We start from the raw sequence: 19,164 nt of genomic DNA on the forward strand, positions 1-19,164 counted from the left end.
GGGCCAGCCGGGCCAGCCGGGCCAGCCGGGCCAGCCGGGCCAGCCGGGCCAGCCGACCCGAGCCCGCCCGCCGGGCCGCCGTGTCTCCGGCCGGACCGCCCTGCCCGGCGCGCAGCGACCCCGCACCCCGGCGGGACCGGCCACCGCCGCCCACCCACTGCGAGCCCGCCCACTCCGAGCCCGCCCACCTCGAGCCCACCCACCCCGACCCGCGAGCCCGTCCACTCCACGCAGCCCCGCGATCGGCACTAGAGTCGACCGCATGTCGCCGGCCGTTGTTTGGGATCGGGCCCTGCTGGGTTATGACCTGGGCGGGGATCACCCGTTCAATCCCGTGCGGCTGGAGCTCACCGTCCGGCTGGCCACCGAGCTCGGCGTGCTCCAGGACGTCGAACTGCTCGTTCCCACCGCGGCCGGGGACGAAGAACTGCTGCGGGTCCACGCTCCCGAATACCTCGCCGCCGTGCGGGAGGCTCCTCTGGTCGGGTGGGATGTCGGGCATGGGCTCGGGACCTCCGACAACCCCGTCTTCTCCGACATGCACGATGCCTCCGCCCTCGTCGTCGGGTCGACGCTGCTCGCCGCGCGGAAGGTTGCCGAAGGGGAAGCCAAGCGGGCCGTCAACATCGCCGGGGGGCTGCACCACGCCATGCGGGACCAGGCCGCCGGGTTCTGCGTCTACAACGACTGCGCCGTCGCCATCTCGTGGCTGCTGGACCACGGCTTCGAGCGCATCGCCTACATCGACACCGACGTCCACCACGGCGATGGTGTCCAGGCCGCCTTCTACGACGACCCGCGCGTCCTCACCATCTCCATGCACCAGCACCCCTTCACGCTCTGGCCCGGCACCGGCTACTCCGCCGAGACCGGCCGGGGGAAGGCCGACGGCACCGCCGTCAACGTCCCGCTGCCGCCACGCACCAAAGACCCCGGCTGGCTGCGGGCCTTCCACGCCGTCGTTCCTTCCCTCCTCGCCGACTTCGAACCGCAGCTGCTCTTCACCCAGTGCGGCGTCGACTCCCACGAGGAAGACCCCCTCGCCGATCTCTCCCTGTCCGTCGACGGGCACCGGACCATCTACGCCACCCTCCGGGACCTCGCCGAGACCTACGCCGGCGGCAAGTGGATCGCCGTCGGCGGGGGTGGCTACCAGCTGATCCGGGTCGTTCCCCGCTCCTGGACGCACCTGCTCGCCACCGTCCTCGACCGGGACGTCGACCCCGCGACGCCGCTGCCGCCCGGCTGGCGGGAAACCGTCACCAAGGCCGCCCCGCACGCCGAACTGCCGCAGACCATGTCCGACGACCGCGACACCGGATTCAAGCCGTGGGGTGACGGCGAGGACGACCCGGTCGACATCGCCGTCCGGGACACGCGCCGCGCCGTCTTCCCGCTGCACGGCCTCGATCCGGACGACCCCAGGGACTGACCGATGGCCGGACGGGATCCCTTCGACTACCCCCGCGACTGGGAGGCCGACGTCGTGCTGTCCGACGGCGGCACCGTCCACCTGCGCCCGGTCGTGCCCTCCGACGCCGACGGCCTCGTCGCCTTCCACGCGAAGCTCTCCGAACGCACCCGCTACTTCCGCTACTTCGGCGCCTACCCGCGGATCCCCGAAAAGGACCTGAAGCGCTTCTCGACCGTCGACCACCACGACCGGGTCGCGTTCGCCGCCTTCCTGGGCGACGACATCGTGGCCGTCGGGCGGTACGAACGGCTCGACCACGGGCCGTCGGCGGAGGTCGCCTTCGTCGTCAGCGACGCCCACCAGGGCCGCGGGCTCGGCTCGATCCTGCTCGAACACCTCGCCGCGGCCGCGTCCGAATGCGGGCTGCGCCGGTTCGTCGCCGAGGTGCTGGCCGAGAACTCCGCCATGGTGCGGGTCTTCCGCGACGCCGGCTACCAGGTCAGCCGCGAATTCGAGGAAGGCGTGCTGCACCTGGAGTTCGACATCGACGCGACCGAGGAGTCCCTCGCCGTCGCGCGGTCCCGGGAGCAGGCCGCCGAGGCCCGCAGCGTGCACAACCTCCTGCACCCGACGTCGGTGGCCGTGATCGGCGCGTCCACCGAACCGAACAAGGTCGGGCACGTCGCCTTCGCGAACCTCCTGGTCGCCGCCTTCACCGGCACCGTCTACCCGGTCAACGCCGAGCACCGCTCGGTCCGCGGCGTTCGCGCGTACCCGTCCGTGCTGGACATCCCGGACCCGGTCGACCTGGCCGTGGTCGCGGTGCCCGCCGAGTCCGTCGAGTCCGTTTTGGACGCTTGCCTGGCCAAGGGCGTGAAGACGCTGCTGATCCTGTCCAGCGGGTTCGCCGAAGCCGGGCCGCACGGCCTGCACGCCGAGCTGCGGCTGGTCGGCGAGGCGCGGGCGCACGGCATGCGCGTGGTCGGCCCGAACGCGCTCGGCGTCCTCAACACCGCGCCCGGGATCCGGCTGAACGCCACTCTCGCGCCGCGGTTGCCCGGCCGCGGGCGCACCGGCTTCTTCTGCCAGTCCGGCGCCCTGGGCACCGCGATCCTCGCCGACGCCGAAGCGCGCGGCCTCGGTCTGTCGACGTTCGTCTCGGCCGGCAACCGCGCCGACGTCTCCGGCAACGACCTGCTCCAGTACTGGGAAACCGACCCGGACACCGACCTCGTCCTGCTGTACCTCGAGTCCTTCGGCAACCCGCGCAAGTTCGCGCGGCTGGCCCGGCGGCTCGCCCGGACCAAGCCGATCGTCGCGGTCAAGTCCGGGCGGCACGCCGTCCGGCCGCAGCTCGCGGCCACGTCGACCGAGATCGACGAGGCCAGCGTCCAGACGCTGTTCGAGCAGGCCGGGGTCGTCCGGGTGGAGTCGCTGGCGCAGCTGTTCGACACCGCCCTCGTCTTCGCCCACCAGCCGCTGCCCGCCGGACCGCGGGTCGCCATCGTCGGCAACTCCAGCGCGATCGGGCTCCTCGCCGCCGACACCGCGCGGATGCAGGGCCTGCGGCTGGCCACGGACCCGGTGGACGTCGGCCCGCAGGCGCCGCCGGAGGAGTTCGCCAAGGCCGTCCGCGAGGCCCTGACCTCGCCGGAGACCGACGCGCTCGTCGTCGTGTTCGCGCCGCCGATCGCCATTCCCGGCACCGCGTACGCGCGCGCCCTGCGGGAAACCGTCGTCGAACTCGGGCAGCGGAAGCCGATCGTCTCGACGTTCCTCGCCGCCGAGGGCGTGCCGGACGAACTCGCCGTGCTGTCCCGCGACGGCGTGCCGACGCGGGGCTCGATCCCGTCGTACCCGAGCCCCGAACGCGCGGTGAACGCCCTCGCCCGGGTCGTGCGGTACGCGGCGTGGCGGCAACGCCCGCAGGGCACGCTCATCCGGCCGTCCGGCATCCACACCGAGCAGGCGCAGGGCATCGTGCGCGAGCTCCTCGAAGCCGACAGCGGCAAGACGACGCTGCTCTCGGACGCCGAAGTCGTGCGGCTGCTGGACTGCTACGGCATCGACGTCGTGCCGTTCCGCATCGTGTCCACTGTGGATGAAGCGGTGGCGGCGGCGGGCGAGCTCGGCTACCCGGTGACGCTCAAGGCGGTCGACGAACGGCTGCGCGGCCGGCCCGACCTGGCCGGCGTCCGGCTCGACCTGGCCTCCGAAGACTCGGTGCGCACCGCCTACGAGACCTTGCGCGAGGTCTCCGGCGACGACGAGGTCTACGTCCAGCGGATGGCGCCCAAGGGCCTGTCGTGCGTGATCGGGCTGCAGGACGACCCGTCGTTCGGCACGCTCGTGTCGTTCGGGCTGTCCGGGCTGGTCAGCACGCTGCTCGGCGACCGCGCCTACCGGGCCGTGCCGCTCACCGACGTCGACGCCGCGACGCTCCTGCGCGAGCCGCGGACGGCGCCGCTGCTCACCGGCTACCGCGGCGACGAGCCGGCCGACCTCGCCGCGCTGCAGGACATGGTGCTGCGCGTGGCCGCGCTGGCCGAGGACAACCCCGAGGTGCGGTCGCTGGTGCTGGACCCGATCCTGGCCTCGCCGGACGGCGCCTTCGTCGCCAACGCCCGCCTGGTGCTGGGTGCCCCGCCGTCCCGGCCGGACACCGGCCCGCGCCGGCTGCGCGCGATCAACCCTCAGGACTGACCATGACTGCGCTGTCCGAGCTGCTGACCCGGCACATCGGCGACCTGCCGGGCGCGGTGGCGCTCGTCGCCCGCGGCGACCAGGTCGAAGCCGCGGCCGTGGGCTCGGCCGACGCCGAGGGCACCGTGCCGATGGCGCGGGACTCGCTGTTCCGCATCGCGTCGCTGACCAAGCCGATCACCGCCGCGGCCGTTCTGCTGCTCGTCGACGACGGCGAGCTGGCCCTGGACGACCCGATCGCGCGGTGGCTGCCGGAGCTGGCTTCTCCCGTGGTCGTCCGGACGCCGGACGGCCCGATCGACGACGTGGTGCCGGTCGTCCGCCCGATCACCGTGGCCGACCTGCTCACCTTCCGCAGCGGGTACGGCATCACCGAAGACATGACGCAGCCCGCCGTCGACCTGCTGCTCCAGGTCCTGGGCCACCCGGCCGCGTCGCCGCGGGCGCTGTCGCCGGACGACTGGCTGGCGGCGCTCGCGCAGGTGCCGCTGCTGCACCAGCCAGGCGAGGAGTGGCTCTACGACACCGGCTCGGACCTCCAGGGCGTGCTGATCGCGCGGGTCTCCGGCCGTCCGCTGCCGGAGTTCCTGGCCGAGCGGCTGTTCGAGCCGCTCGGCATGGCCGACACCGGATTCACCGTGCCGACCCCGGCGCTCGGCCGGTTCACCAGCGCCTACCGCCCCGGCGAGGAGGGACTGCGGCTGATCGACTCGCCGGAGGGCCGCTGGAGCGCGCCGCCGCCGTTCCCGTCCGGGGCCGTCGGGCTCGTCTCGACGGCCGACGACCTGCTGGCCTTCGCGAAGTTCCTCCGTGACGAGGGCACCGCGGGCGGCCACCGCCTGTTGACGCCGGAGTCGGTCCACCGGATGACGACCGACCACCTGACCCCGGCCCAGCGGGAGGCGGCCCGGCCGTTCCTGCACGGCCAGGGCTGGGGCTACGGCGGATCGGTGGACGTCGACGCGAAGCAACCCTGGGAGGTCCCGGGCCGCTACGGCTGGATCGGCGGCGCGGGCACGGCCCTGCACCTGACCCCGGCGACGGGCACGGTCTCGGTGCTGCTCACCCAGGTCGAGCTGACCGGCCCCGAGCCCACCCCGCTGATGAAGGAGTTCTGGACCTACGCGGCGAGCTAGCCGCGGTCCGCGAGCCGCTCGCCCAGCGCCAGGAGCTGCTGGGTGGCCGCCCCGAGCTGGAACTCCAGGCGTTTCGCCGCCGCGAAGTACCGGTGGACCACGTGGTCGACGTCGATGCCGACGCCGCCGTGGACGTGCACCGCCGTGTGCGCCACCCGGTGGCCCGCCTCCGCCGCCCAGAACTTCGCCGTCGCCACCGCTTCCGCGGCGGCCGGGACGTCCGACGTCAGCTGCCACGCCGCCTGCAGCGTCGTCAGCCGGACCGCTTCGACGTCCAGGTACGCGTCCGCCAGCCGTTGGCGGACCGCCTGGAAGCCGCCGATGACGTGGTCGAACTGCTTCCGCTCGGCCGCGTACGCCGCGGTCAGCTCCAACGCGCGCTCGACGACGCCGAGCTGCTGCGCGCACACCCCGACCGTCCCGCGCAGGCGCAGCCACTCGCCGATGTCGCCCAGCGGCACTCCCGGCACGTCGGACAGCTCCAGGAGCGCCGCGTCCGCGTGGTCGGTCGTCTGCTGCGGCCGCACCGTCACGCCGGATGCGGAAGCGTCGACCAGGAAGACCTCGGCCGAGGTGGCGACCAGGAACCCGTGCGCGAACGCGCCGAACGGCACCGCCGTCTGCGCGCCGGACACCCTGCCGTCCGGCGCCGTGAAGCCGGACAGCGCCACGGCCAGGACGCGCTCGCCGCGCAGCACCGGCAGCACCCAGCGGTCCACCAGCTCGGGCGTGCCGAACTCGGCCAGCGCCGACGCCGCCATCGTGATCGACGAGAGGTAGGGGACCGCCGCCACTGCCCGGCCGATTTCGGTCAGCACCGCGCACTGCTCCGGCAGCCCGAACCCGCCGCCGCCCAGGGACGACGGCAGCGCCGCGTCCAGGACGCCGGCCTGGCCGAGCGCCGTCCACGAAACGGTGTCGAAGCCGCCGGTGCCGTGCGGGTCGTGGGTGGCCTTGTCGGCCAGCAGCCGCCGGGTCAGCGCCGCGAGGTCGGCCGACGCTTCGGAAGGGGTGAAGTCCATGGGTGCTCCTAGCGCGTGACGGGCAGGCCGAGTGCGGTCGCGGCGATCATGTCCCGCTGGATCTCGTTGGTGCCGCCGCCGAAGGTGAGGATCAGCGCCGACCGGTGCAGCCGCTCGATCCGCCCGGCCAGTTGCGCCCCCGGCGAGCCTTCGCGGACGACGGCGGCCGCGCCGAGCACCTCCATCAGCAGCCGGTAGGCCTCGATCGCGAACTCCGTGCCGAACACCTTCGTCGCCGACGCCTCGGCCGGGCCGAGCTCGCTGGCCGCGGCCGCCCAGGCGATCCGCCAGTTCCGCAGCTTCAGGTACTCCGCGCCCGCGTGCACCCGCGCCAGGTGCAGCCGCACCCACTCCTGCTCGATGGCGCCGGTCTCCTTCGCCCACTCCAGGACGTCGGCCAGCGCCTTGCGGATCGGCGCCGACGACGTCAGCGCGACGCGCTCGTGGTTGAGCTGGTTGGTGATCAGCGGCCAGCCCGCGTTCTCCTCGGCGACGCGCGCCGACACGGGCACGCGCACGCCGTCGTAGTAGGTCGCGCTCGTCCCGGCGCCGGCGACCGTGTGGACCTTGGTCCACGAGAAGCCTTCCGCGGACGTCGGCACGATGAGCATCGACAGCCCGCGGTGCTTCTTCGCGGACGGATCGGTCCGGACCGCGAGCCAGACGTAGTCGGCGTACTCGATCAGGCTCGTCCACATCTTCTGGCCGGTGACGACGTACTCGTCGCCGTCGCGCTCGGCGCGCGTCCGCAGCGACGCCAGGTCGGTGCCGGCCTCCGGTTCCGAGTAGCCGATCGAGAAGTGCAACTCGCCCGCGGCGATCTTCGGCAGGTAGAACGCCTTCTGGTCTTCGGTGCCGTAGCGCATGATCGTCGGGCCCACGGTGTTCACCGTCAGGAACGGCACCGGCACCCCGGCGACGGCCGCTTCGTCGGTGAAGATCAGCTGGTCGAGCATCGACCGGCCCTGCCCGCCGTACTCGGGCGGCCAGCCCAGCGCGAGCCAGCCGTCCTTGCCCAGCTGCCGCACGATCTCCTTGTACGCCACGCCATCGCCGTACTCGCCGCCGCCCGAGCGGAGGCCCGCCCGCCGTTCGGGCGTCATCAGCTCGGCGAAGTACTCCCGAAGCTCGGCCGCCAGGGCCTGCTGCTCCGGCGTGTAGTCGATCCGCACCTGTCACCTCGATCCGGCGTTACACTAGAACCTGTTCTAGTTGTACCAGGACTCGTGTGGCGGAGGAAGCATGGAGATCGGGGTCGACCGTGAGCTGTGCGAGGCGAACGCGGTGTGCGTGGGGTTCGCGCCCGGGATCTTCGACCTGGATGACGACGAAGAACTCGTCATCCGACCCGGCGCGGTGCCGGACGACCAGATAGAACGCGTTTCGGATGCGATCAAGGGTTGCCCGAAGAACGCCCTGTTCACCATCGGTTAGCGGTGTTCACCGAAGGGGTTGCCTAGAACGAGAACAGATTCTACTGTAGGCCAGATCCTGGACTCGACGAGGAGGTCCCGCGGTGAGCTTGACCGGCAGGACGGCGATCGTCACGGGGGCCGCCGCGGGGCTGGGCCGGGCCGAAGCGCTCGCGCTCGCCGCGGGCGGCGCCACGCTCGTCGTCAACGACATCGGCGAGCCGAAGGACGTCGTCGCCGAGATCGAGGCGGCCGGCGGCCGGGCCGTCGCGGTGGCCGGCGACGTCGGCGAACGCGCCACGGCCGACGCGCTGGTGAGCGCCGCGCTCGACCTCGGCGGGCTCGACATCGTGGTGAACAACGCGGGCGTCCTGCGCGACAAGATGCTGTTCTCGATGTCCGACGACGACTGGGACACCGTGCTGCGCGTGCACCTGCGCGGGCACTTCCTGTTGTCCCGCAACGCCGCGAAGCACTGGCGCGACAAGTCCAAAGCGGACGGCGCACCGGTGTACGGGCGGCTGGTCAACACCGCGTCCGAAGCGTTCCTCATCGGCTCGCCGGGCCAGCCGAACTACGCCGCCGCGAAGGCGGGCATCACCGCGCTCACCATGTCGGCCGCCCGGAGCCTGGCCAAGTACGGCGTCCGCGCCAACGCGATCTGCCCGCGCGCACGGACGGCGATGACCGAGGGCGTGTTCGGTGCTCCTCCCGCCGAGGGCGCCGATCCGCTCTCGGTCGAGCACGTCGCCCCCTTCGTCGCCTACCTCGCCTCCCCGGCGGCCGAGCACGTGAACGGGCAGGTGTTCGTCGTCCACGGCGGCACGGTCGCCCTGGTCGGGCCGCCGCGGATCGAGCAGCGCTGGAAGCTCGACGAGCTCGAGACGTCCCTGAGCGGCTTCTTCGCCGACCGCGACCCCGGCCGGATGTTCGCCGCCACCGAAATCCTGGGAGAGTCATGAGGCTGGACGGGAAGATCGCCCTGATCACCGGCGCGGCGCGCGGGCAGGGCGAGGCCGCCGCGCGCGCGTTCGTCGCCGAGGGCGCCAAGGTGGTGATCGCCGACATCCTCGACGACGAGGGCAAGCAGCTGGCCGCCGACCTCGGCGAACAGGCCGTCTACCAGCACCTCGACGTCGGCGACGAGGACGGCTGGACCGCCGCGGTCGAGCGCGCGACCACCGAGTTCGGCGCGCCGAACGTGCTGGTCAACAACGCGGGCATCCTGCACTTTTCGGAGCTCGGGCAGACGACGCTGGCCGACTACGAACGCGTGATCCGGGTGAACCAGATCGGGGCGTTTCTCGGGATGCGTTCGGTCGTTGAACCGATGACCGCCGCCGGCGGTGGCTCCATCGTCAACGTGTCCTCTGTGGAGGGTCTGGCCGGGATGCCCTACCTCGTCGCCTACACCGCGAGCAAGTTCGCGATCCGCGGCATGACCAAGGTCGCGGCGATGGAGCTCGGCAAGAAGCACATCCGCGTCAACTCGGTGCACCCCGGGGCGATCGACACCAAGATGGTCGAGACCGCGGCGGGCGGCCAGAAAGTCGACATGTCGTACGTCGGGAAGAAGGTCGCGCTGAAGCGGGTCGGGCAGCCCGAGGACGTCGCCAAGCTGGTGTTGTTCCTGGCCAGCGACGAGAGCGCGTACTGCACGGGTGCGGAATTCGTCGCCGACGGCGGGGCGACGGCGACGCACGCCCTCAACTTCTGAAGGAGAACTGCCGAAGGGGAGAGTGAACACCGCTAACCAAAAGCGGGAACCGGGTGTGGAGAAGACTCGGAGGTCAACGGCGATCTACTGGGAGGTGTGGTGAGCGGAGGCACTGGCACGCTCCCGGGAACCGCGGCGCTGACCCAGGTCGGCCGCCTGGCCACGCTGTCGGTGGAAGTCCTGCGCGCGATCTTCAAGCGCCCCTTCCAGACCCGCGAGTGGATCCAGCAGTGCTGGTTCTTCGCCAGCGTCACGATCCTCCCGACGGCCCTGGTCGCCATCCCGTTCGGCGCGGTGATCGCCCTGCAGCTCGGCTCGCTGACCGCGCAGATCGGCGCCCAGTCGTTCACCGGCGCGGCCAGCGCCCTGGCGATCGTGCAGCAGGCCAGCCCGCTGATCACGGCGTTGCTGGTCGCGGGCGCCGGCGGCAGCGCGGTCTGCGCGGACATCGGCGCGCGCAAGATCCGCGAAGAGATCGACGCCATGGAAGTCCTCGGCGTCAACCCGATCCAGCGCCTCATCGTGCCCCGGGTGCTCGCCGCGATGGTCGTTTCGGTGTTGCTGAACGGCTTGGTCAGCGTGGTCGGCGTGCTCGGCGGCTACTTCTTCAACGTCGTCCTGCAGGGCGGCACCCCCGGCGCGTACCTGGCCAGCTTCAACGCCCTCGCGCAGGTGCCGGACCTGTGGATCAGCGAGATCAAGGCGCTGCTGTACGGCTTCGTCGCCGGGGTCGTCGCGGCCTTCCGCGGGCTGAACCCGGCGGGCGGCCCGAAGGGCGTCGGTGACGCGGTCAACCAGGCCGTCGTGATCACGTTCCTGCTGCTGTTCCTGATCAACGTCGTGCTCACCGCGATCTACCTGCGGATCGTCCCGCCGAAGGCGATGTGATGACCGCCGGAGGAGTCGACGCCGACCGGACGCTCGAGTACATCGCGCGCCCGGGCCAGAGCCTGGAAGGGCTCGGCAAGCAGCTGGCGTTCGCCGCGAAAGCGCTCGCCTGGTCGCCGCGCACGATCCGCCGCTACAGCCGGGAAACGCTGCGGCTGCTCACGGAGGTCTGCTTCGGCACCGGCGGCCTCGCGGTCATCGGCGGCACGCTCGGCGTGATGATCGGGATGACGCTGTTCACCGGCCTGATCGTCGGCCTGCAGGGCTACTCCGCGCTCAACCAGCTCGGCACGGCCGCGCTCACCGGCTTCATCTCCGCCTACTTCAACACCCGCGAAGTCGCCCCGCTGTCCGCGGGACTCGCCTTGAGCGCGACCGTCGGCTGCGGCTTCACCGCCCAGCTCGGCGCCATGCGGATTTCGGAGGAGATCGACGCCCTGGAGGTCATGGGCGTGCCGAGCATGCCGTACCTGGTGACGACCCGGGTGCTCGCCGGCGTCGCCGCGGTGATCCCGCTGTACGCGGTCGGCCTGCTGTCGAGCTACCTCGCGTCCCGGCAGATCACCATCTGGCTCTACGGCCAGTCCGCGGGCACCTACGACCACTACTTCACGCTCTTCCTGCCGCCCGGCGACGTCCTCTGGTCGTTCGGGAAGGTGATCGTGTTCAGCGTGCTCGTGATCCTGTCCCACTGCTATTACGGCTTCCACGCCAGCGGTGGCCCGGCCGGCGTCGGGGTCGCGGTGGGCCGCGCGGTGCGGACGTCGATCGTGCTGATCTCGGTGCTGGACTTCTTCCTGTCCCTCGCCATCTGGGGCGCGAACACCACGGTGAGGATCTCGGGATGAGGCGCGAGCTCTGGCAGCGGCTCCGGTACCAGGTGCTGGGGCTGGTCTTCCTGCTCGTCGCCGCCCTGTTCATCGCGCTCACGCTCGCTGTCTACAACAAGGCGTTCACGCCGGTGACGCTCGTGAAGCTGGAGACCGACCGGGTCGGCAGCCAGCTGCGCACCGGCGGCGACGTCAAGGTCCGCGGCATGCTCGTCGGCGAGGTCCGGTCGGTGCTGGCGAAAGGCGACCACGCCGAGCTGGAGCTGGCCCTCGACCCGGACAAGACGCACGTCATCCCGAAGAACGTCTCCGCGCGGCTGCTGCCGAAGACGCTCTTCGGCGAGCGGTACGTCGCCCTGCAGTTGCCCGGCAAGTCCGACGGCCCGATCGAGGCCGGTGACGTCATCCCGCAGGACCGCAGCAGCGCGGCGATCGAGCTGCAGAAGGTCCTCGACGACGTCATGCCGCTGCTGCAGGCGGTCCAGCCCGAGAAGCTGTCCAGCACGCTCACCGCGGTGGCGACCGCGCTCGACGGCCGCGGCAAGCAGCTCGGCGACACCCTCGTCCAGCTGAGCGACTACCTCGGCCGGCTGAACCCGGCACTGCCGGACGTCAAGGCCGACATCACCGGCCTCGCGAATGTGGCGAACACCTACGACAAGGCCGCGCCGGACATCCTGCAGGCGTTGTCGGACCTGACGACGACCAGCCGGACGATCGTCGACCAGCGCGCCCGGCTGGCCGACCTCTACGCCACGGTCACCGCCGCTTCGGTGGACCTCACGAGCTTCCTCCAGGTGAACAAGGACAACCTGATCCGGCTCACCACGGCCATCCAGCCGACGCTGGACGTCCTCGCGAAGTACGCGCCCGAGTACCCGTGCCTGATGCGCCAGCTCGCCGAGTCGGTGCCGCGGGCGGAACTGGCGTTCGGCAAGGGCACCGCGCACCCGGAGGTCAGCCGGGTGACCATCGAGTTCGCCGCCAGCCGCGGCAAGTACCTGCCCGGCGTCGACGAGCCGAAGTACGAGGACAAGCGCGGCCCCCGCTGCTACCCGAGCGTCCCGCACCCCGGCGTGTGGCCGCAGTACCCGCCCGACGGCCCGATCGAGGACGGCTCCAGCAAGCCCCCGCCGCCGAAGTACCCGCCCGAGACGCTGCCCGCCGGTGGGGGCGCCATCGGCGGCGACGGCACGATCGTCGGGTCGGCCTACGAGAACGACCTGATCGACCTGCTCGCCTCGCCCGCGCTCGGCACCGCGCCCGGTGCCGTGCCCGGGTGGGCCGGCCTGCTCGTCGGGCCGCTCTACCGCGGGGCGGAGGTGGAGCTCAAGTGAGGAGTTTCGTCCCGTCGCTGATCAAGCTGGGCGTCTTCGCGGTCGTCACCGTGCTGCTGACCGGGATCCTGGCGGCCACCATCGCGAACACGAACTTCGGCGAGACGTCCGGCTACCTGGCGAAGTTCACCGACGCGTCCGGGCTCAAGGAAGGCGACGACGTCCGCATCGCCGGCGTCAAGGTCGGCCAGGTCGACGCGATCGCGGTGGTCGAAGGAGACCGGAACCTGGCCCAGGTGCGGTTCGACGTCGAGCACACCTACCGGCTGCCGGAGACGGTCACCGCGACGATCAAGTACCGCAACCTGGTCGGCCAGCGCTACCTCGCCCTCGGCACCGACGTCCCGGGCGACAAGGCGCTGCCGGACGGCGGCACGATCCCGCCGGAGCGCACCAAACCCGCGTTGAACCTCACCGTGCTGTTCAACGGCTTCAAGCCGCTGTTCAAGGCGCTGAGTCCCCAGGACGTCAACCAGCTGTCGGCCGAGATCATCAGCGTCTTCCAGGGCGAGGGCGGCACGATCACCAGCCTGCTGCAGCACACCGCGTCCCTGACGACGGCGATCGCGCGCAAGGACCAGGTGATCGGCCAGGTCATCGCCAACCTCAACACCGTGCTCGGCACGGTGAACGCCCACGGTGCGCAGCTCGGCGACCTCGTCGAGCAGACGCAGAAGTTGGTCAGCGGGCTGGCCGAGCAGCGCAAGCCGATCGGCGACGCGGTCAGCGCGCTCGGCGACCTCGCGGTGTCGACCACCGGGCTCCTGGCCGACGCGCGCCCGGCGCTCAAGGACGACGTCGACCGGCTCGGGGTGCTGTCGCAGAACCTCGGCGACTCCGGGGTGCTGCTCAACCACCTCCTCGAGGTGCTGCCGGGCAACCTGCAGAAGTTCACCCGGACCCTGAGCTACGGCAGCTGGTTCAACTACTACCTGTGCGGGATCACCGGCACCATCGGCATTTCCTCGCTCGACATCACCCTGCCGATCATCCCGATCCCCGGTACGCAGCGCGCGGAGAGGTGTGGTCCGTGAAGCCGCTGAAGGAACGCAACCAGGCCGCGGTGGGCGCGGTCGCGCTCGTGCTGATCGTGCTCGTCACGGCCACGACGTACTTCTCCGACCAGCTCCCGTTCTTCGGCAACGGCACGACGTACTCGGCGTACTTCGGCGAGTCCGCCGGGCTGGCGCCGGACAACGAGGTCGAGGTCGCCGGCGTCAAGGTCGGCACGGTGTCGTCGGTGAAGCTGGCGGGCAAGCAGGTCCTGGTGAAGTTCCGGGTCAAGGACGTCCGGGTCGGGGACGCCACGACGGCGTCGATCGAGATCAAGACGCTGCTGGGGGAGAAGTACCTCGCGCTCGACCCGAAGGGCGACGGCGCGCAGGAGCCGAACTCGACCATCCCGCAGACCCGCACGCGCACGCCGTTCCAGCTGCAGGACGCCTTCGAGCAGCTGTCGACGACGGTCGGCGACATCGACACGAAACAGCTGGCGGACAGCTTCAACGCGCTTTCCGACAGTCTCAAGGACAGCCCGCAGTACCTGAAGGACACGCTGACCGGCCTGTCGTCCTTGGCGAAGACGGTGTCCTCCCGCGACGCCGACCTGCACACGCTGCTGGCCAACACGAGCCAGGTGTCGAAGACGCTGTCCGACCGCAACGCCCAGCTGCAGCGCGTGATCAGCGACGGCAACCTGCTGCTCACCGAGCTGCAGAACCGCAAGCAGGCCATCAACGCCCTGCTCACCGGCACCCAGCAGCTCTCGCAGCAGCTGACCGGCCTCGTCCAGGACAACCGCGACCAGCTCAAGCCGACGCTGGACAAGCTGGGCAAGGTGACCGACATCCTGCAGCGCAACCAGGGCAACCTCGACAAGAGCCTGCAGCTGATGGCGCCGTTCGCCCGGGTCGGCGCGAACGCCACCGGCAACGGCCGCTGGTTCGAGGGCTACCTGTGCGGGCTCCTGCCGCCGACGATCACCGTGGGCGGCCTGCACATCAACCCCGAAGGCTGCACCCCGCCGATCGCGGCGCCGAACCAGGGGGTGGGCCGCCGATGACCATCCACACCGCCCGCGGCCGCAGCCTGGTGACCTGGCTGGCGTTCGCCTGCATCCTCGCGCTGATCGTCACCGCCGGGCTGTACCTGGTGTTCCGGGCGTCGAACGGCACCAAGCTGTCCGCGTACTTCGGCAAGACCGTCGGGCTGTACGCGGGTTCGTCGGTGCGGGTGCTCGGCGTGCCGGTCGGCGAGGTGACCGACGTGACGCCCGAAGGGGACGCGGTCCGCGTGGACATGCGCGTCGACGACGTGTCGCTGCCCGCCGACGTCGGCGCGGTCGTCGTGGCGCCGAGCCTGGTCAGCGACCGGTACGTCCAGCTGACCCCGGCCTACGACAGCGGTCCCGTGCTCGCATCGGGGACGGTGCTCGCGAAGGACCGCACGGCCACGCCGGTGGAACTGGACGACCTGTATTCGAGCCTGGACAAGCTGTCGACGGCGTTGGGCCCGAACGGCGCCAACAAGGACGGCGCGTTGTCCGGCGTCCTGGACACCGCGGCGAACACGCTGAAGGGCAACGGCGCTTCGCTGAACTCGACGGTCGGGCAGCTGGCCGAGCTCGCGAAGACCCTCGACGGCTCGAAGGACGACCTGTTCTCGACCGTGCAGAACCTCAACTCCTTCACCGGCGCCCTGGCCCAGAGCGACCAGCAGCTCAACGAGTTCTACGGCCGCGTCGCCGACGTCAGCCAGTTCCTCGCCGCCGACTCGTCCGAGGTCGGTGCCGCGTTGCAGTCCCTCGGGGGCGCGCTCGGCGACGTCCAGCAGTTCGTCAACGACAACAAGACGGCCTTGGAGTCCAATGTGGACAAGCTGGCGTCGCTGTCGAAGGTCCTGGTCGACCAGCGTGCCGCGCTCGCCGAGGTGCTCGACATCGCGCCGACCGGCGCCACCAACTTCATCAACTCCTACGACGCGGCGTCGGGCACCATCGCCGTCCGCGACAACCTGAACGAACTGACCAACCCGCCGATCCTCACCGCGTGCCGCCTGATCAGCTCGTTCACGCCCAAGGAAGTCCCCGACACCCTCGGCACCATCTGCAAGCAGCTCGCCCCGGTCCTCGACGGCGCCTTGAAGCTGCCGACCATCCCGCAGGTGCTGAATTCGCTGCAGAACGGGACGCTGCCGCCGTTGCCGCTCCCGCTCGTCGACGTCATGGAACAGCTTTCGGGCGGTGCCAAGTGAAGCGGCTTGCGGGGGTGCTCGCCGGGGTGCTCGTGCTGGCGGCCTGCAGCGACGGCGGGTTCAACGGTCTCTACGGCACGCCGCTACCGGGCGGCGCGGACGTCGGCGACCACCCGTACCACGTCACCGCGCTGTTCACCGACGTGCTCGACCTGGTGCCGCAGTCGAGCGTCAAGGTCAACGACGTCGCGGTCGGGCGGGTCGACAAGATCACGCTGACGCCGGACACGCGCTCGGCGCTGGTGGCGATGACCGTCAACGGCGACATCGCGCTGCCCGCCAACGCGCGCGCCGAGCTGAAGCAGTCTTCGCTGCTGGGGGAGAAGTTCGTCGAACTGAGCGTGCCCACGGCGGAACCCGCGTCGGGGAAGCTCGCCGACGGCGGGCAGATCCCGCTCGGGCGGACCAACCGCAACCCCGAGGTCGAGGAGGTGCTCGGCGCGCTTTCGCTGCTGCTCAACGGCGGCGGCGTCGAGCAGATCCAGAAGATCAGCCACGAGCTCAACGACGCGCTGTCCGGGAACGAGCCGGAGATCCGCGCGCTGCTGTCCCGGGTGGACGAACTGGCCACCCAGCTCGACGGGCACAAAACGGAGATCCTGCGGGCGATCGACGGTCTCGCGAAGCTCTCGAAGACGTTGACCGGCCAGACGCAGAACCTGACGAACGCGCTGGACAACCTCGCGCCGGGCCTGAAGGTCGTCACGGACCAGCGCGACCAGCTCGTGGGCATGCTGAACGCGCTCGACACGCTGTCCGGCGTCGCGGTGGACACCGTGACGAAGAGCCGCGACCAGCTCGTCGCGAACCTCAAGGCCCTGCAGCCGACGTTGACGAAGCTCGGCGAGGCCGGTGCCAACCTGCCGAACGCCTTGCAGATCCTCCTGACGTACCCGTTCCCGGACTACGCGGGCAACGTGATCAAGGGCGACTACGCGAACGTCGAGGCGAACGTGAACCTCGACCTGGACGTGCTGATCTCGAACTTCACGAACTCGTCGCAGCCGCCGATCGCCCTGCCGTCCGGGCAGCCGTCCGCCGTCGCGCCCCCGCTGCCGCTGCCCGACCTGGGCACGGTCCCGCCGGCGGCCGGTCCCGGCCTGCTGAGCGGCCTGCTCGGCCTGATCGGGGGCGGCCGGTGACCCGCAAGATCCGGATCCAGCTGTTCGCGTTCGTCGTCATCGCGGTGGTGTCGGTCGTCTACGCCGGCGGCCGGTACGCGGGGCTGGACCGGCTGTTCGGCAACCGCGGCTACGTCGTCACCGCACAGCTGACCGACTCCGGCGGCATCTTCGTCAACTCCGAGGTCGCCTACCGCGGGGTCACGGTCGGCCGGGTGACCTCGATGACGCTGACCGAGCACGGCGTCGACGTCGCCCTGGACATCGACGCGGGCGCCCCGGACATCCCGGCCGACGCGCACGCGCAGGTGGCCAACCGTTCGGCGGTGGGGGAGCAGTTCATGGACCTGCTGCCGCACCACAACGGCGGCCCGTTCCTCGAGGACGGCTCGGTGATCACGGCGGACAAGACGTCGCTGCCGCCATCGCCGGACACGGTGCTGACCCACCTCGACGACCTGGTCGCGAGCGTGCACCCGGAGTCGCTGCGAACGGTCGTCGACGAGACGTACAACGCGTTCGCGGGCGCCGGGCCGGAACTGCAGCAACTGCTCGACAGCACGGGTTCGCTGACGGCCGTGGCCGCGCAGTACGTGCCGCAGACGCAGGGGCTGCTGGCGAACTCGCGGATCGTGCTGGGCACCCAGGAGCGCCAGGCGGCGAACATCACCGACTTCGCTTCGGGACTGCGGACGATCGCCGGTCAGCTGAAGAAGTCGGATCCGGACCTGCGGCGGGTGATCGCGCAGGCGCCGCAGCTGAGCCGGCAGATCAGCGACGTGCTGGCCGCGTCGGGGACGGACCTGGGCGTCCTGTTCGCCAACCTGCTGACCACGGCGCAGATCACGACGTCCCGGAAGGACTCGATCGAGGAACTGCTGGTTGCTTATCCGATCATCTCGGCGTTCTCGCCGTCGACGTCCCCGGACGGCACCGGGCACCTGGGTGTGGTGTTCAACTTCTTCGACCCGGCTTCGTGCACGAAGGGGTACGAAGGGACGAAGCAGCGTCCGGCGAACGATGAGTCGGAGGCGCCGGTCAACATGAACGCGTACTGCGCCGAGCCGCCCGGGAGCCCGACCGGCGTGCGGGGCGCGCAGAACGCGCCGTACGCGGGGAAGCCGCCCGCGATCCCGGCGGCACCTTCGCAGACTGCTTCTTCCACGCCTGCGCCGTTGCCGGGAATGCTGAGCCTGCTGACCGGGCCGTCCGCGGGCGGACTCGGCCGGTTGCTGGGCGCGCCGTGACACAGCGGCTCCTGGTGGTCCTGGCGGCGTTGTCGATCCTGGCGGCGGCGTTCGCGGGCTGGTCCTGGTGGCGCGCGGCTTCGGACGAGTCCTCGGCCCGCGGCCGTTCGCGCGACGAAGTGCTCGCGGCAGCAGGCCCGGCATTGGTCACGTTGAACACGATCGACTACCGAACGGCGGCGGCGGACGTCGACCGCTGGATAGCGGCGACGACGGGCCAGTACGGGAAGGACCTGTCGGGCGACCGCCAGCTGCAGATCGACCGGGCGGTCACGGCCCGCACGGTCTCGTCGGCATCGCTGGTCCAGGCGGCGGTGACGGAGATCGATCCTGCTCGTGGTTCCGCCCGTCTGTTGGCGGTCCTGGACGTGCGGGTGTCGACGGGCGGAGGCGCGGTTTCGCCGCGTCTCAACCGCCTGACGGTGGACGTCTCCCGCTCCCCGTCCGGCTGGAAGATCGCGGCAGTCCAGGCGGCGGGCTCATGACGCGTGTCCTGGTCTTGGTGGTGGCGCTGGCATTGGGCTGCACGGCGTGGTTCGGCATCGAAGCGGCCTCGCTTTCGCCGGGGGACAACCAGGCTTTGGTGGACGTGCAGGCCACTTCGGACGTTTCGTCTCAGGTGAGCGACGCGGTGAAGGCGGTGTTCTCGTACGACTACGCAAACCTGCCCCGCACCGAACGCGCGGCGGCGGAGGTGTTGACGGGGGATGCGGTCCGGCAGTATTCATCCCAGTTCGCTTCGGCACGAACGCGGGCCACGGCGGAGAAGCTGACCCGGACGACGACGGTCCGGGCGGTGGGGGTGCGCTCGTTGCGAGGGGACTCGGCGCACTTGCTGTTGTTCCTGGACCAGCAAACGGTGGCCCAGGGCGGAGGAGCACCGACGTCCTCGGTGGCCCAGCTCGCGGTGACGGCGAAGCGCGTGGACGGGCGTTGGAAGCTGGCCACCCTGACGGCGCTCTAGGCTCGCGTCCCAATGCCTCACGAGCAGAATGGTCTTGCATGGTGCCAGCCTGCAAGGCGTCCGCAAGCTCAAGGCATCCATCGCGCTCGGTTGGCGTGCGCGCGGCAGCGGTCAATGGTCG

At 71.0% G+C, this 19,164-nt stretch carries 19 protein-coding genes; 16 read left to right on the forward strand and 3 right to left on the reverse strand.

Annotated elements, in window-relative coordinates; genetic code table 11:
• Positions 1 to 199, reverse strand: a 199-nt coding sequence (locus ACWDN5_RS26715) for a hypothetical protein (protein ID WP_449678210.1), incomplete at its 3' end; no start/stop codon positions are given.
• Between the two features lie 63 nt (positions 200 to 262).
• Between ACWDN5_RS26715 and ACWDN5_RS26720 the strand changes: the two genes are divergently transcribed.
• Genes ACWDN5_RS26720 through ACWDN5_RS26730 form a run of 3 tightly spaced genes read left to right on the forward strand, consistent with a single transcriptional unit; the run spans position 263 to position 5,253 of the window.
• Positions 263 to 1,432, forward strand: a complete 1,170-nt coding sequence (locus ACWDN5_RS26720; protein WP_310976365.1) for an acetoin utilization protein AcuC — start codon at positions 263 to 265, stop codon at positions 1,430 to 1,432.
• Between the two features lie 3 nt (positions 1,433 to 1,435).
• Positions 1,436 to 4,117, forward strand: a complete 2,682-nt coding sequence (locus tag ACWDN5_RS26725; RefSeq protein WP_310976364.1) for a bifunctional acetate--CoA ligase family protein/GNAT family N-acetyltransferase — start codon at positions 1,436 to 1,438, stop codon at positions 4,115 to 4,117.
• Positions 4,118 to 4,119: 2 nt separating this feature from the next.
• Complete coding sequence (locus tag ACWDN5_RS26730; RefSeq protein WP_449678211.1) at positions 4,120 to 5,253, forward strand: serine hydrolase domain-containing protein; 1,134 nt, start codon at positions 4,120 to 4,122, stop codon at positions 5,251 to 5,253.
• Here the strand turns inward: ACWDN5_RS26730 and ACWDN5_RS26735 are convergent.
• The gene (locus ACWDN5_RS26735; RefSeq protein WP_449678212.1) at positions 5,250 to 6,275 is read right to left on the reverse strand and encodes an acyl-CoA dehydrogenase family protein; all 1,026 of its coding nucleotides are present in this window, start codon (positions 6,273 to 6,275) and stop codon (positions 5,250 to 5,252) included. The two genes, ACWDN5_RS26730 and ACWDN5_RS26735, sit on opposite strands and share 4 nt — an antisense overlap.
• An 8-nt stretch (positions 6,276 to 6,283) precedes the next feature.
• Positions 6,284 to 7,447, reverse strand: coding sequence for an acyl-CoA dehydrogenase family protein (locus ACWDN5_RS26740; RefSeq protein ID WP_449678213.1), 1,164 nt, complete (start codon positions 7,445 to 7,447; stop codon positions 6,284 to 6,286).
• Positions 7,448 to 7,517: 70 nt separating this feature from the next.
• Here ACWDN5_RS26740 and ACWDN5_RS26745 point away from each other — a divergent pair, with 70 nt between their 5' ends.
• From ACWDN5_RS26745 to ACWDN5_RS26805, 13 genes are all read left to right on the forward strand, one after another.
• Complete coding sequence (locus ACWDN5_RS26745) at positions 7,518 to 7,709, forward strand: ferredoxin (RefSeq protein WP_449678214.1); 192 nt, start codon at positions 7,518 to 7,520, stop codon at positions 7,707 to 7,709.
• An 82-nt stretch (positions 7,710 to 7,791) separates the two neighbouring features.
• The gene (locus ACWDN5_RS26750) at positions 7,792 to 8,649 is read left to right on the forward strand and encodes a 3-oxoacyl-ACP reductase (RefSeq protein ID WP_449678215.1); all 858 of its coding nucleotides are present in this window, start codon (positions 7,792 to 7,794) and stop codon (positions 8,647 to 8,649) included.
• Positions 8,646 to 9,404, forward strand: a complete 759-nt coding sequence (locus ACWDN5_RS26755) for a glucose 1-dehydrogenase (RefSeq protein ID WP_449678216.1) — start codon at positions 8,646 to 8,648, stop codon at positions 9,402 to 9,404. Before ACWDN5_RS26750 ends, ACWDN5_RS26755 begins: the two co-directional genes overlap by 4 nt.
• A gap of 99 nt (positions 9,405 to 9,503) precedes the next feature.
• On the forward strand, positions 9,504 to 10,292 hold the full coding sequence (locus ACWDN5_RS26760; RefSeq protein ID WP_310976357.1) for an MlaE family ABC transporter permease: 789 nt from the start codon (positions 9,504 to 9,506) through the stop codon (positions 10,290 to 10,292).
• Positions 10,292 to 11,140, forward strand: a complete 849-nt coding sequence (locus tag ACWDN5_RS26765) for an MlaE family ABC transporter permease (protein ID WP_310976356.1) — start codon at positions 10,292 to 10,294, stop codon at positions 11,138 to 11,140. Before ACWDN5_RS26760 ends, ACWDN5_RS26765 begins: the two co-directional genes overlap by 1 nt.
• The gene (locus tag ACWDN5_RS26770; RefSeq protein ID WP_449678217.1) at positions 11,137 to 12,459 is read left to right on the forward strand and encodes an MCE family protein; all 1,323 of its coding nucleotides are present in this window, start codon (positions 11,137 to 11,139) and stop codon (positions 12,457 to 12,459) included. Before ACWDN5_RS26765 ends, ACWDN5_RS26770 begins: the two co-directional genes overlap by 4 nt.
• Positions 12,456 to 13,493, forward strand: coding sequence for an MCE family protein (locus tag ACWDN5_RS26775; RefSeq protein ID WP_449678218.1), 1,038 nt, complete (start codon positions 12,456 to 12,458; stop codon positions 13,491 to 13,493). The genes ACWDN5_RS26770 and ACWDN5_RS26775 overlap by 4 nt, the downstream gene beginning before the upstream one ends.
• Positions 13,490 to 14,521, forward strand: a complete 1,032-nt coding sequence (locus tag ACWDN5_RS26780; protein WP_310976353.1) for an MlaD family protein — start codon at positions 13,490 to 13,492, stop codon at positions 14,519 to 14,521. The genes ACWDN5_RS26775 and ACWDN5_RS26780 overlap by 4 nt, the downstream gene beginning before the upstream one ends.
• The gene (locus ACWDN5_RS26785) at positions 14,518 to 15,711 is read left to right on the forward strand and encodes an MCE family protein (protein WP_449678219.1); all 1,194 of its coding nucleotides are present in this window, start codon (positions 14,518 to 14,520) and stop codon (positions 15,709 to 15,711) included. Before ACWDN5_RS26780 ends, ACWDN5_RS26785 begins: the two co-directional genes overlap by 4 nt.
• Positions 15,708 to 16,853: an MCE family protein gene (locus tag ACWDN5_RS26790; RefSeq protein WP_449678220.1), complete on the forward strand. Its 1,146-nt coding sequence runs from the start codon at positions 15,708 to 15,710 to the stop codon at positions 16,851 to 16,853. The genes ACWDN5_RS26785 and ACWDN5_RS26790 overlap by 4 nt, the downstream gene beginning before the upstream one ends.
• Positions 16,850 to 18,079, forward strand: coding sequence for an MCE family protein (locus ACWDN5_RS26795; protein ID WP_449678221.1), 1,230 nt, complete (start codon positions 16,850 to 16,852; stop codon positions 18,077 to 18,079). Before ACWDN5_RS26790 ends, ACWDN5_RS26795 begins: the two co-directional genes overlap by 4 nt.
• Positions 18,076 to 18,564, forward strand: a complete 489-nt coding sequence (locus ACWDN5_RS26800) for a hypothetical protein (protein WP_310976349.1) — start codon at positions 18,076 to 18,078, stop codon at positions 18,562 to 18,564. The genes ACWDN5_RS26795 and ACWDN5_RS26800 overlap by 4 nt, the downstream gene beginning before the upstream one ends.
• Positions 18,561 to 19,043, forward strand: a complete 483-nt coding sequence (locus tag ACWDN5_RS26805; RefSeq protein WP_449678222.1) for a hypothetical protein — start codon at positions 18,561 to 18,563, stop codon at positions 19,041 to 19,043. The genes ACWDN5_RS26800 and ACWDN5_RS26805 overlap by 4 nt, the downstream gene beginning before the upstream one ends.
• Positions 19,044 to 19,164 lie beyond the last annotated feature (121 nt).

It is taken from the genome of Amycolatopsis sp. NPDC003731 (assembly GCF_053586895.1).